The sequence below is a fragment of the Aeromonas media genome, assembly GCF_020423125.1.
In the GTDB taxonomy this organism is placed as follows: domain Bacteria; phylum Pseudomonadota; class Gammaproteobacteria; order Enterobacterales; family Aeromonadaceae; genus Aeromonas; species Aeromonas media.
In genome coordinates, this window is sequence record NZ_CP075564.1 from 2,554,653 (window position 1) to 2,566,731 (window position 12,079).

At 64.4% G+C, this 12,079-nt stretch carries 10 protein-coding genes; 7 read left to right on the forward strand and 3 right to left on the reverse strand.

Annotated elements, in window-relative coordinates; translation table 11 throughout:
* The first annotated feature begins 6 nt into the window (after positions 1–6).
* Positions 7–1,506: an L-arabinose isomerase gene (gene araA, locus KI797_RS11735; protein WP_041211348.1), complete on the forward strand. Its 1,500-nt coding sequence runs from the start codon at positions 7–9 to the stop codon at positions 1,504–1,506.
* Between the two features lie 71 nt (positions 1,507–1,577).
* Here the strand turns inward: araA and KI797_RS11740 are convergent, their stop codons facing one another.
* On the reverse strand, positions 1,578–2,468 hold the full coding sequence (locus tag KI797_RS11740) for a LysR family transcriptional regulator (RefSeq protein ID WP_041211347.1): 891 nt from the start codon (positions 2,466–2,468) through the stop codon (positions 1,578–1,580).
* 115 nt (positions 2,469–2,583) lie between these two features.
* On the opposite strand from KI797_RS11740, the gene KI797_RS11745 reads away from it, so the two are divergent.
* From KI797_RS11745 to KI797_RS11755, 3 genes are read left to right on the forward strand one after another with little or no spacing between them, the layout of a single operon-like run.
* Complete coding sequence (locus KI797_RS11745; RefSeq protein WP_041211346.1) at positions 2,584–3,735, forward strand: methionine aminotransferase; 1,152 nt, start codon at positions 2,584–2,586, stop codon at positions 3,733–3,735.
* Positions 3,736–3,743: 8 nt separating this feature from the next.
* On the forward strand, positions 3,744–4,559 hold the full coding sequence (locus tag KI797_RS11750; protein ID WP_041211571.1) for a carbon-nitrogen hydrolase family protein: 816 nt from the start codon (positions 3,744–3,746) through the stop codon (positions 4,557–4,559).
* A gap of 53 nt (positions 4,560–4,612) precedes the next feature.
* Positions 4,613–5,383: an ABC transporter substrate-binding protein gene (locus KI797_RS11755; RefSeq protein ID WP_226169431.1), complete on the forward strand. Its 771-nt coding sequence runs from the start codon at positions 4,613–4,615 to the stop codon at positions 5,381–5,383.
* A gap of 129 nt (positions 5,384–5,512) precedes the next feature.
* Here the strand turns inward: KI797_RS11755 and KI797_RS11760 are convergent, their stop codons facing one another.
* The gene (locus KI797_RS11760) at positions 5,513–6,241 is read right to left on the reverse strand and encodes an AcvB/VirJ family lysyl-phosphatidylglycerol hydrolase (RefSeq protein WP_226169433.1); all 729 of its coding nucleotides are present in this window, start codon (positions 6,239–6,241) and stop codon (positions 5,513–5,515) included.
* Positions 6,242–6,251: 10 nt separating this feature from the next.
* A complete protein-coding gene (gene mprF / locus KI797_RS11765) occupies positions 6,252–8,807 on the reverse strand; it encodes a bifunctional lysylphosphatidylglycerol flippase/synthetase MprF (RefSeq protein ID WP_226169434.1) in 2,556 nt (851 codons plus the stop codon).
* Between the two features lie 237 nt (positions 8,808–9,044).
* Between mprF and KI797_RS11770 the strand changes: the two genes are divergently transcribed.
* From KI797_RS11770 to KI797_RS11780, 3 genes are all read left to right on the forward strand, one after another.
* Positions 9,045–9,761: a metallophosphoesterase gene (locus KI797_RS11770; protein WP_182785638.1), complete on the forward strand. Its 717-nt coding sequence runs from the start codon at positions 9,045–9,047 to the stop codon at positions 9,759–9,761.
* A 188-nt stretch (positions 9,762–9,949) separates the two neighbouring features.
* Positions 9,950–11,377 carry an exodeoxyribonuclease I gene (gene sbcB / locus KI797_RS11775; RefSeq protein ID WP_182785639.1) on the forward strand — a complete coding sequence of 476 codons (1,428 nt, stop codon included), beginning with the start codon at positions 9,950–9,952 and terminating at the stop codon, positions 11,375–11,377.
* 146 nt (positions 11,378–11,523) lie between these two features.
* A complete protein-coding gene (locus KI797_RS11780; protein ID WP_226169435.1) occupies positions 11,524–12,030 on the forward strand; it encodes a hypothetical protein in 507 nt (168 codons plus the stop codon).
* Positions 12,031–12,079: the final 49 nt, after the last annotated feature.

Sequence of the window (12,079 nt, forward strand, 5' to 3'; positions counted from 1 at the left end):
ACCAAGATGGAATTGATGAAACAGCTGGAAGTGTGGTTCCTGGTCGGCAGCCAGCACCTGTATGGCGCCACCACATTGAAGCAGGTGGCCGATCACGCCCACACCATCGCCAGCCAGCTCAACGAGGGGGCGAACCTGCCCCTCAAGATAGTGCTCAAACCCACCGGTACCACCCTGGATGAAATCAGCGCGGTGGCCCGGGATGCCAACCACGACGAGCGCTGCGCCGGGCTCATGGTGTGGATGCACACCTTCTCCCCCGCCAAGATGTGGATCCCGGCGCTGAGCCAGTTGCAAAAGCCCCTGCTGCAGTTCCACACCCAGTTCAACCGGGATCTCCCCTGGAGCGAGATCGACATGGACTTCATGAACCTGAACCAGACCGCCCACGGCGGACGCGAGTTCGGCTTCATGGGGGCCCGCCTGCGGCTGCCCCGCACCGTGGTGGTGGGTCACTGGCAGGATGAAGAGGCCAGACAGAAGATTGGCAACTGGATGCGCATCGCCGCCGCCATCCACGACAGCCGCCACCTCAAGATCGCCCGTTTTGGCGACAACATGCGCAACGTGGCGGTCACCGAGGGCGACAAGATTGAGGCCCAGATCCAGTTCGGCTATCAGGTGAACTACCACCCGGTCGGCGATTTGGTCAAGGTTATCGATGCCGTGCCCGACAGCGACATCGAGGCGCTGCTGGCCGAATATGAGGCGACCTACACCCTGACCGAGGCGGTGCAGGCGGGCGGGGGGCTTCGTGCCTCCTTGTATGAGGCGGCGCGCCAGGAGCTGGGGATGAAGAAGTTCCTCACCGACGGTGGTTTTGGCGCTTTCACCACCACCTTCGAAGATCTCTATGGTCTGCACCAGCTGCCGGGCCTCGCCTGCCAGCGCCTGATGGAGCAAGGCTTCGGTTTTGGGGCAGAAGGGGACTGGAAGACCGCGGCCCTCTTGCGCACCCTGAAAGTGATGGGTGCAGGCCTTGCGGGGGGCGCCTCCTTCATGGAGGACTACACCTACCATCTGGAAGCGGGCAACAACCTGGTGCTGGGAGCCCACATGCTGGAAGTCTGCCCCTCCATCGCCGCAGGCAAACCCGTGCTGGACGCCCAGCATTTAGGCATAGGCAAGAAGGCCGATCCGGCCCGCCTGCTGTTCGCGGCCCCGGCGGGCAAGGCGGTCAACGCCAGCCTCATCGATCTCGGCAACCGCTTCCGTCTGGTGGTCAATCAGCTGGAAGTGGTGGACCTGCCAGAGGCCATGCCGAAACTCCCGGTGGCCAGCGCCCTGTGGAAACCCCTGCCGGACCTGCAGACCAGCGCCGAGGCCTGGATCCTGGCGGGCGCCGCCCACCACTCGGTGTTCACCCAGGCGGTGGACATCGAGCAGCTGCGCACCTTCGCCGACATCATGGGCATCGAGTTTGTGGTCATCGACGAGCACACCCGCATCCCCGCGCTCAAGGAGCAACTGCGCTGGAACGAGGTCTACTACAAGATCTGCCAGTGACCCTTTAATCGGCCAGCGGCCATCACCATGACAACAGCCCCGCCCGCGGGGCTGTTTCATTTCGCGTCCCCTCAGGGATGACCCTCCCCCTCCAGCAGCCAGTGACAGACCCGCTGCACCCCGTGGCGCTGGCTGTCAGGCCGGGCGAGCAGGGCGTATTCGTGATCCGTCTCCAGCACGGGGGCAAAGGGAGCGACCAGGGCGCCGCTCTCCAGCTCCTCGGCCACTATGGTGGGATCCCCGAGAGAGAGGCCAAACCCCTGCAAGGCGGCATTCATCGCCAAGTCCAGGGTATCGAACAGCTGCCCCCCCTGGGGCTGCCAGGGGATGTCGAGGAAGGCGGCAAACCAGTTGCGCCAGTCCCGCCTATCGGCGCTGGCATGGATGAGGGGCAGCAGGGGCAGCTCGTTCAGGTCGCGCTCGAACAGTCGATGCTTGGCAGCAAACGCCGGGGCGCAGACCGGGGTCAGCCGTTCCCGAAACAGGGGCTGGCTGTGGGGATAACGCCCCAGACAGGGCTGGTAGACGATGGCGAGATCGAAGGGCTCCCGGGAGAAGTCGATGCCATGGCTGTGGCTGCCACGCACCTCCACCGCCTCCCCCTCGAACGCCTGCAACCGCCGCAGCAGCCAGCGGCTGGCGCAGGAGGGCACCTTGATGCTGATCGCCTGCTCGTGGGGCAGGGCCTGCAAGGCGCTGAGCCCCTCCCCCATGCGGGCCAGCCCTTCACGAACGAAAGGCAGCAGCCGCTCGGCGGCGGGGGTCAAGGTGAGACAACGGGTGCCACGCACGAACAGCAGGTGGCCCAGGCGCGCCTCCAGCTGGGCGATCTGCTTGCTCACCGCCCCCTGGCTCACACACAGCTCGTCGGCGGCCAGGGTAAAACTCAGATGGCGGGCAGAACACTCGAAGACCTGCAGGCCATAGAGAGGCAACTGAGTACGCGGCTGGGTGGACAACATGACAAGCCTCCATGCTTGAGAAAAACTCATGCATACCATGCCGAATAATCCGTTGTCCGGCAAGCCTTGGGGGGGCTAAAAAGGGACCTCTTTCACACACGCAGGTGACGGCGCCATGTCCATCCCCCAGGTTTCCAGCAAACTGCCCCAGGTGGGCACCACCATCTTCACCGTGATCGGGGATCTGGCCGCCCGCCACCCCAGCATCAACCTCTCCCAGGGGGCGCCGAGCTTCCCCTGCGATCCCGAACTCATCCGGGTGACCCACGAGGCCATGCTGGCCGGTGAAAACCAGTACGCCCCCATGACGGGGCTGCCTGCCCTGCGCGAACAACTGGTAGCCAAGATTGCAGCCAGCTACGGCCATCACTATGATGCGGGCGAGGAGATCACCATCACCGCCAGCGCAAGCGAAGCCCTGTTCTGCGCCATCACCGCCCTGGTTCACCCCGGCGACGAGGTGATCATGTTCGAGCCGGCGTTTGACAGCTACCGCCCCATGATCCAGTTGCAGGGAGCCACCCCTGTGGTGATCGCCCTCAAGGCGCCGGATTTCGCCATTCCCTGGGACGAGGTGGCCGCCCGCATCACCCCCCGCACCCGCATGATAGTGCTCAACACCCCCCACAACCCCACCGGCACCGTCTGGCAGGCAGGGGATCAGGAGCGCCTCGCCCGCCTGGTGCGCGGCACCGACATCCTGATCCTCTCGGACGAGGTGTACGAGCACGTGGTGTTCGACGGCGCTCTGCACCAGAGCGTCATCCGCTATCCGGAGCTGGTGGAGCGCGCCGTCGCCGTCTTCTCCTTCGGCAAGACCTTCCACGTCACCGGCTGGCGGGTGGGCTACTGCGTGGCGCCCCGCCCCCTGATGGAGGAGATCCGCAAGGTGCACCAGTTCGCCATGTTCGCCGCCGACACCCCCATGCAGTACGGCTTCGCCCACCTGTTGCAGCAACCGGCCCACTATCAGGGGCTGGCAGCCTTCTACCAGCGCAAGCGCGACCTGCTCGCCACGGCCCTGGCCGGTTCGCGCCTGACCCTGCTCCCCTCGGCGGGCAGCTTCTTCATGCTGGCAAGCTACGAGCGGGTAAGCGACGAGCCGGACAGCCTGTTCGTGCAGCGGCTCATCCGCGACCACGGGGTCGCCACCATTCCGGTCTCCGCCTTCTATCACGACGGCACGGATCAAAGAGTCATCCGTCTCTCCTTCTCCAAGGATGACGACACCCTGCTGGCGGGCGCCGAGCGCCTGTGCGGCGTCTAGGGGGCACCATGGATTCACTGCGCGTTGCCGTCCTCCAGATGGTCTCCGGGGATGACCTTGACCACAACCTGGCCCAGGCCGAGGCGCTGCTGCGTCAGGCCGCGGCCGAGGGGGCCGAGCTGGCCCTGCTGCCCGAATACTTCTACCTGATGCCGGTTGACGAGCGGGCGCGGGTGGCCCTGGCCGCCCCCGTTGGCGATCACCCCCTGCTTGCCTGGGTACAGAGGCTGGCTCGGGAGCTCGGAGTCTGGATCCTGGCCGGCACATTGCCGCTTGCCAGCCACGAGCCCGGCAAGATGCACAACAGCAGCCTGCTCATCGACCCCCAAGGGCAGCTCGCAAGCCGCTACGACAAGCTGCACCTGTTTGGCTTTTGCACCGGACAGGAGCAGTATGACGAGGCCGCGACCATGACCCCGGGCCGGGAGGTGGTGAGCCATCCCCTGCCCTGGGGCGTGCTGCGCCTCGGGATCTGCTACGACCTGCGCTTCCCTGAGCTGTTTCGCCTGGGGCCCGCCCCCGATTTCATCGCCCTGCCCGCGGCCTTCACCCACACCACCGGGCTCGCGCACTGGGCGCTGCTGCTGCGGGCCCGGGCGGTAGAGAACCTTGCCTTCGTGTTCGCCAGTGCCCAGGGGGGACACCACCCCGGTGGGCGGCGCACCTTCGGCCACAGCATGATCATCGATCCCTGGGGCCGGATACTGGCCCAGGTAGAGGAGGGTCAGGGCATGGCCATCGCCACCCTGGATCTGGCGGCACAGCGCACGGTGCGCAGCCAGTTGCCGGCCCTCACCCATCGCAAGATAGCCGTCGGCCCTTGAGGCCGGCACCCTTTAGCACGCTAGGAATGACACCACACTTCAAGGGACTGACCATGAAACTCAACACACTGATGATGCTGATGGCCCTGGCCACCGCCGGCCAGGCCGCCGCCAAACCCCTGGTGATCGCCACCGATGCCACCTATCCCCCCTTCGAGATGGTCGACAGCAACGGCCAGCTCGGCGGCTTCGAGGTCGATCTGGCCTATGCCCTGTGCGCGGCCATGAAGACCGAGTGCGAGGTGATCAACCAGCCCTGGGATGCCCTGCTGCCCGGCCTGCAGGTGCGCAAGTACGACGCCATCATGTCCTCCATGAACATCACCGACGAGCGGCGCCAGAAAGTGGACTTCAGCCAGGTCTACTACATGATGCAGAACCGCTTCGTGGGGCGCAGCGACAAGGCCGCCGACTTTGCAGACGATCCGGCCCACTTCAAGGGCAAGGTGATCGCGGTGCAGGAGGGCACCCCCCAGGACAACTTCGTCACCGCCCGCTATGGCGAGGTGGCCAAGATCAAGCGCTACGTCAATGCCCAGTCCCCCATGCTGGATCTGCAGTCCGGCCGCGCCGACTACACCTTCGGCAACATGGTGCAGTTGAAGGTGGGCTTCCTCGACAAGGAGATGGGCAAGCAGTTCGCCTTCGTCGGTCCCCAGTTCAACGGCACCCAGGACAAGATCCTGGGAGAAGGGGTGGCGGTGGCCCTGCGCAAGAAGGATGACAAGCTCAAGAGCCAGTTCGATGCTGCCATCGAGAGCGTCAAGGCCGATGGCACCTTCGATCAACTACTCAAGAAGTATCAGCTGGAAGACCTGCTCTAAGGCCGGTTGACTCGCCATCAAAAGCCTTATCACAGAATAAAAAAACGCCAGTCAATTGACTGGCGTTTTTTTATTCTATTGACAGCTGAATGATTCTCTCAGTCGGCCTCCCCTGGCGGGCAAGGCAGCTCAGTGATCCTGCTCCTCCCCCGCCCAGGGCAGCCGATCGGCGATGCTCCGGTACAGCACTCCGTAGTCGTCGTCGAAGTGGTGGGATCCCGGCAGGGTCACAGTGGTGACATTCTGCTGCTGCAGGTGCGGGCAGAGCTTCACCGGGGAGTTGTCCTCCGCCCCCTGCACGCAGAGCAGCGGCAGAGTCTGAATGCGTGTCACCTCCGGCAGGGTGGGATAGCGGCCCCCCTTGTCGTGCACCACCATGTCGCTGACGTGGATCTCGAAATCCGACGCCGTCGAGGGGGAGAGCATCACGGCCCCCGCCAGGCTGTCGCGATAGGCTGGCGGCAGACGATTGATGACGAAGGGCACTATCTCGGCGCCAAAGGAGAAGCCCACCAGCAACCAGCGCTGACGCCCCCAACGGGACTGGTACTCGGTGAGGATGCGCACCAGATCCGCCGTCGCCTGCTCCGGCGTCTTCTTCTTCCAGTAATAGGAGAGCGAGCTCCAGCCCACCACCGGCATGCCGTGGGCCTGCAACTGGGCGCTGAGCCCCTTGTCCAGCGCCGCCCAGCCGCCATCCCCGCTCATGAAGACCACCATGGGGGCGGACGAGGCTTGCGCCACCGGCAACTCCACCAGCCCCAGATCCGCGCCGACCCGGCCCGGCTGGGCGGCCACCGCCGTCAAGGTGAACGAGGAGACGAAACAGCAAATCAACAGCAACAACATGGCTCTCATGGGCCAACTCCTATTTCTTCATGAGCCCGAAGGGGCCGCGACTGATGAGGGAGACGAGGTGAGTCAGGGTGCGGGGCAGCACCAGATGACCGGTACAGAGCAGGTAGCGGGGCTCCCACCTTGGGCCGAACTTCTCCTTGTAACGCCGCAATCCCTGGAAGTTGTAGAAACGGCTGCCCCGGGTGAACAGGGTGTTGCCAAGGCGGGCCCAGTAACCGCCGAGGGGGTTGTCGTTGAAGCCTGACATGGGGGCCATCCCCAGGTTGAAGCTGGCATACCCCTCCTGCTTGCCCCACAGCAGGAGCTCGACAAACAGGAAATCCATGACCGGCGCCGCCCCCGTGTCCAGGCTGTAGCGCATCAGATCGATGGAGAGGCTCTCCTTGTTGTCGCTGATCCAGAGGTTGGCAAACCCGACGATCTGTCCCTCCCGCCGCACCAGCGCCATCGGGTTGAGGGTGAGGTAGGCAGGATCGAAACTGCCCACGGAGAAGCCCTTCTCCCTGCCCTGCTTGCTGTGCAGCCAGCTGTCGGAGATCCCCTTCAACTCGGGCAGCAGGGGGGCAATCTCACCGGGGGCCACCACCTCGAAGCGCAGCCCTTCCCGCTTGCCCTTGGCGTGGCTCTGGCGCAGGTTGCGCAGGCGACTGCCGGCGAGATCGAAGCTCGGCAGATCCACGATGGCCTCCTCCCCCAGCTTGAAGGGGATGAGCCCGAGATCCAGATAGACAGGGAGATAACGGGCCGACACCTGGTAGAAGACCGGGCTGACGTCGTGCTCGTCACAGCGCTCGCGAAACTGCCAGAGCAGCTCCTCCACCAGGGAGGGCTGACCGACGGGATCCCCCATCACTATCCAGCTGCTGCCCTCGGCCCCGTACATGAGGAAGGCCTCGCCGCTTGGGTGGAACAGCAGGGACTTGTCCCTGAGCTGGGCCAGGTAGCCGTGGCCTCCCCCTGCCCGCATCACCAGCCCATGGGCACGGGAGAGCGCCTCGGCATCCGGCTTGTCGGTGGCGAGGCGCAAGGGAGCCAGCAGATGGGCCACCCCGACCACCGCCAGCACGCCGATGACGCTCCCCATGGCGCGCAGGGCGCGGGAGGCGGCCCCGGGCCCGTGGGCCGAGACGTGCAGCCAGAGGGAGGGGTCGTACTCCACATGGCGGTAGGAGAAGAGCAGCAACCACAATGCTCCCAGCAGCACGGCCCCCACCGACATCAGCCAGGAAGGGGTGAAGCGGGCGTGAAGCAGGGAACCCTTGCGATAAAAGAGAGGGCGGCAGGGGGTGATGATGAGCAAGAAGCCCCCGAGCAGCAGGGCCGACTCCCAGTCAAACCCCTTGAACAGGGAGAACAGCATGCCAAGCCCCAGCAGCCACTGGGTGATCCTGAATGCCCCGTCATGACGGCGGTAGAGGCTGTGGGCCAGCAACAGCAGCAACACGCCGCTGACGCTGCCGAGCACATGGGAGAGCTCCAGCAGGTGCAGGGGCAGCACCTGCAGGAAGGCTTCGATGCGCCCCTTCATGGTCGGGATCATCCCGGAGCAGAGCAGCAGGGTGCCCGCCGCGAAGGTGCCCATGCTCACCAGGGCGGGCACAAACTCCCGGGTCGCCATCATCACTCCCTGCAACCGGTGTAGGCGGGCCCGCTGTTGCAGCAGCTCCTGACCTGCGAACAGCAGCAGGGCACAGAGGAAGGGCAGGAAGTAGTAGGTGCAGCGGTAGATAAGCAGGGAGGCGAGCAGCTTGTCCACCGGCAGATAGTGGGTGAGCAGCAGGCTCATGCTCGCCTCGAAGACCCCGATGCCCCCCGGCACATGGGCCAGCACCCCGAGCAGGCTGGAGAGCACGAAGGCACTGAGCAGTACCGGATAGGGCACGCTGCCCGATGGCAGCAGCACATAGAGCACGGCGGCGGCGGCCATCCAGTCGAGCAGGGCGATAAGCAGTTGCAGCAGGCGGTATCTGATGCGCGGCAGGAACAGCGGGTGCCCGCGCCAGACCAGGGCGGTCCCCGGCCACACCAGATACGCCAGCACCGTCAGCAGGGCCAGGCCCCCCGCCAGTTGCAACAACCCGGTCGCCCAGCGGGGCCAGTCCACCAGCAGGGCCGCCCCCTGCCCCAGCAGCAGGGCACTGCCTCCCCAGCCCAGCAGACCGAGGAAGAAGGTGATGGAGCAAAAGAGGATTACCCTGGCCACCTCCCCGGTGCCAAGCCCCAGGGAGGAGTAGAGCCGGTAGCGTACCGAGGAGCCGGTGAGCAGCGCAAAGCCCAGGGTGTTGGAGAAGGTGTAGGCGATGAAGGAGGTCATCCCCACCTGCTGCCAGGGCAGGCTTTTGTCCAGCACCTTCAGGGCCAGCAGATCGTAGCAGCAGAGGCAGCCATAGCTGAGCAGGGTGAGCAGCAGGGCGCCCCCCAACTGCGGCAAGGGTTGTGACCAGATGGCCTGGCGGATGTCGTGCCAGTGCCACAGGTGGGTCAAATGATAGAGGACGGTCAAGGCCGCCCCCAGCAGCAGCAGGCTGCACAGGGGGCCTATCCAGATCAACAGCTGACGCCGCATTCAAGATTCCTGTCAAAAAGCGAGATGACGACGCTGCCATGGGACGGCGAACAAGGCCCCCGTGGCACCTGCACATGAAAGGGCAAGGCGGGAAGAGCTCGCCACTGAGCCCCCTTTTCATGCATGCTGTCATATGATTTACCAGCCCCCGCGAGGCCGCCATCTTTCTTCTGTAACCTTATGTACAGCCAGACAAAAGCGAACAAGCCGCCCGTCGGCACGGGCAAGGAGATCGACATGAACCCGTCCCCGCTGATCAGACGCTTCTCCCGCAATCCTCTGGGGCGGGATCTCGCCGTCGGCGATATCCACGGCTACTTTTCGCTGCTGCAAGGGGCGCTGGAGCAGGCGGGATTCGACCCCGCTCGGGATCGCCTCTTCTCCGTGGGGGATCTGACGGATCGCGGCCCCGACTGCACAGCCGCGCTCGAGTGGCTGGCCAAGCCCTGGTTTCACCCGGTCTGTGGCAATCACGATGACTACGTCTGCCGCTACGAGAGCTGCGATAGGGAGAACTGGATCCAGAACGGCGGCGGCTGGTTTCAGCAGCTGACCCCGGACGAGCAGGGGGCGTTCGCCGCCCACTACCGCACTCTGCCTATCGCCATCGAGGTGGCCACTCCGGCCGGCCCGGTCGGGCTGCTCCACGCCGATTGCCCCTTTTCTTCCTGGCAGGGGCTGCTGGACCAACTGGATGCGGGGGTAAGCGGCGGTAGGCTTCGCGCCATCAAGAACGTCTGCCTCTGGTCAAGGCGCCGCATCGAGCGGCTGGATGAGAGCGGTGTCGAGGATCTCGTCGCCCTGGTGGTGGGCCACACCCCGGTGGGCCGCCCGGCCCGCCTTGGCAACGTCTACTACATAGACACCGGCGGCTGGTATCCCGACGAAGGCGGCTTCTTCACCCTGCTGGATCTGCACACCCTGATGCCCCTGCCCCCGGGTACGGTCCGATAAGCCCCCATCCAGCCGCAATCCTGTACAGCCCCCTGAGCCGCCCCCTTTGAGCGTTTAATAAACCGGCAGCCAGGGCGCCCGGGCTTCGCTCTGCCTGCGCTATGGTTTACCATGCTGGCAACTGCGGTGCATGGCACCGCCCACCCAGGCGCCATGGCGCCGCCATCGGACACCTCACCTCGAGCAACATGAGCAAAACAGCACAGCCCGGCAGCGAGCCCACCTTCTACTTCCACGATTACGAGACCTTCGGCATCAGCCCCGCCAGGGACAGGCCGTCGCAGTTTGCGGGCATTCGCACCGACACCGACTTCAACATCATCGGCGAGCCATTAGTTGTCTATTGCAAGCCGCCCGCGGATTACCTGCCGGAGCCGGAGGCGTGCCTGATTACCGGCATCACGCCACAAAAGGCGATGAAGGACGGGCTCTGCGAGGCGGACTTCATTCGCCAGATCCACGAGCAGTTCGCCACCCCGAACACCTGCGTGCTGGGCTACAACAGCATCCGCTTCGATGACGAGGTGACCCGCTACACCCTCTATCGCAACTTCTACGACCCCTATGCCTACAGCTGGCAAAACGGCAACTCCCGCTGGGACATCCTCGACATGCTGCGGGCCTGCTATGCCCTGCGTCCGGAGGGGATAGAGTGGGCCCAGGACGACGAGGGCAAGCCGAGCTTTCGGCTTGAGAAGCTGACGGTGGCCAACGGCGTGGCCCACGCCAACGCCCACGATGCGCTCTCGGACGTCTTGGCCACCATAGAGATGGCCAAACTGGTGAAAAAAGCCCAGCCCAAGCTGTTTGACTACCTGTTTGCCCTGCGCAACAAGAACAAGGTGAAGGCGCTGATCGACGTGGTGAGCATGAAGCCCCTGGTGCACGTCTCCGGCATGTTCTCCCCCTGGCAGGGGTGCGCAAGCTGGGTCTCGCCACTCGCCTGGCACCCCAGCAACCAGAATGCGGTGATCATGGTGGACTTGACCCGCGACCCCACCCCGCTCATCGAGCTCACGAGCGAGGAGATCCGCGAGCGCCTCTATACCAAAAAAGAGGATCTGGGAGATCTCGCGGCCATTCCGGTGAAACTGGTGCACATCAACAAGTGCCCGGTGCTGGCGCCGGCCGCCACCCTGACCCCGGAGCGGGCCGACCAGCTTGGCATAGACCGGGAGCAGTGTCGCAAGAGCCTGGATCTGCTGCGAGCCCATCCCGAGGTGCGGGAGAAACTGGTGGAGGTGTTCAATCAGGAGTTTGCCGGCAGCAATGACAGCGATCCCGATACCCAGCTCTACGCCGGTTTCTTCGGTCACGGCGACAAGTCCACCATGGATCTGGTGCGCGCCACCCCGGCGGATCTGCTGGGGGAGCGGGAGTTTGCCTTCAGTGATCCGCGCCTGCCGGAAATGCTGTTCCGCTACCGCGCCCGCAACTGGCCCCACACCTTGAGCGAAGCGGAGCAGAAGCGCTGGCGCCTGCACTGCAGCGACTACTTCAGCCGCCGTCTGCCGGACTATGTGCCCCGTCTCGAGGCGCTGGCGGAGCAGAATCAGAGTAACGAACGGAACTTTGCGATCCTGAAGAGTCTCTATCGCTACCTGGAAGATCTATGAGATGTGAGGCGTTTCACACTTAAAACCCGGTAAGCTCCCCGCGTCCGCGACATAATGAGCAGGGGAGCCAAGCTCCTGATAGTTTGATAATTACATGCGCTGCCGGCATGGATGCCGCGCCTCGACTGTTGGGGATCTCTCGTTTTATGCGTTCAGCACTGTCTGCTCTCACCCTTGTCGCCTGTGCCTTGCTGCCCCAGACCACCCTGGCCGGGGTGCGTTTTGAAGTGCCGGACTATCTGCTGCGTCTGCCGGAGCAGACCTATCAGCTCATCGAGCGCAACTTCAGCACCCTCTATCAGCAGACCGACTTCACCCCCCAGATCACCAACAGCTATTTCAACCACTCGGACCTCTATCGCTTCGCCGGTATTCCCTTGGCCATCACGCCGCAGAACGGCTTCCAGATGGAGATCTTCGGCCAGCTCTACAACAAATCGTCCCAGATCTATGCCCAGATGAGCCAGGATCTCTCCCTCTATCGCACCCTGCGGGTCGACATGATGGGTGATCAGAGCGACGAGGTCGCCATCGGCATGGGGTTCGGCATTCCCCTCAGCGCCCGCCTGACCCTAAAGGCGCTCGCCTCCAGCAACGAGATCCCGGGTTATGGCTCCGCCAACTACGCCATCGGGATGGAGTGGCACTTCTAGGGGTCAACCCCACCCGATAGAAAGGCTCCCGAGGGAGCCTTTTTGCTGA

What these genes read in the sequence shown, in the direction of transcription:
- mprF (WP_226169434.1), bottom strand. Translation starts at nt 8,807, where the DNA reads ATGCGGCGTCAGCTGTTGATCTGGATAGGCCCCCTGTGCAGCCTGCTG.
- KI797_RS11770 (WP_182785638.1), top strand. Translation starts at nt 9,045, where the DNA reads ATGAACCCGTCCCCGCTGATCAGACGCTTCTCCCGCAATCCTCTGGGG.
- KI797_RS11780 (WP_226169435.1), top strand. Translation starts at nt 11,524, where the DNA reads ATGCGTTCAGCACTGTCTGCTCTCACCCTTGTCGCCTGTGCCTTGCTG.
- araA (WP_041211348.1), top strand. Translation starts at nt 7, where the DNA reads ATGGAATTGATGAAACAGCTGGAAGTGTGGTTCCTGGTCGGCAGCCAG.
- sbcB (WP_182785639.1), top strand. Translation starts at nt 9,950, where the DNA reads ATGAGCAAAACAGCACAGCCCGGCAGCGAGCCCACCTTCTACTTCCAC.
- KI797_RS11740 (WP_041211347.1), bottom strand. Translation starts at nt 2,468, where the DNA reads ATGTTGTCCACCCAGCCGCGTACTCAGTTGCCTCTCTATGGCCTGCAG.
- KI797_RS11760 (WP_226169433.1), bottom strand. Translation starts at nt 6,241, where the DNA reads ATGAGAGCCATGTTGTTGCTGTTGATTTGCTGTTTCGTCTCCTCGTTC.
- KI797_RS11750 (WP_041211571.1), top strand. Translation starts at nt 3,744, where the DNA reads ATGGATTCACTGCGCGTTGCCGTCCTCCAGATGGTCTCCGGGGATGAC.
- KI797_RS11755 (WP_226169431.1), top strand. Translation starts at nt 4,613, where the DNA reads ATGAAACTCAACACACTGATGATGCTGATGGCCCTGGCCACCGCCGGC.
- KI797_RS11745 (WP_041211346.1), top strand. Translation starts at nt 2,584, where the DNA reads ATGTCCATCCCCCAGGTTTCCAGCAAACTGCCCCAGGTGGGCACCACC.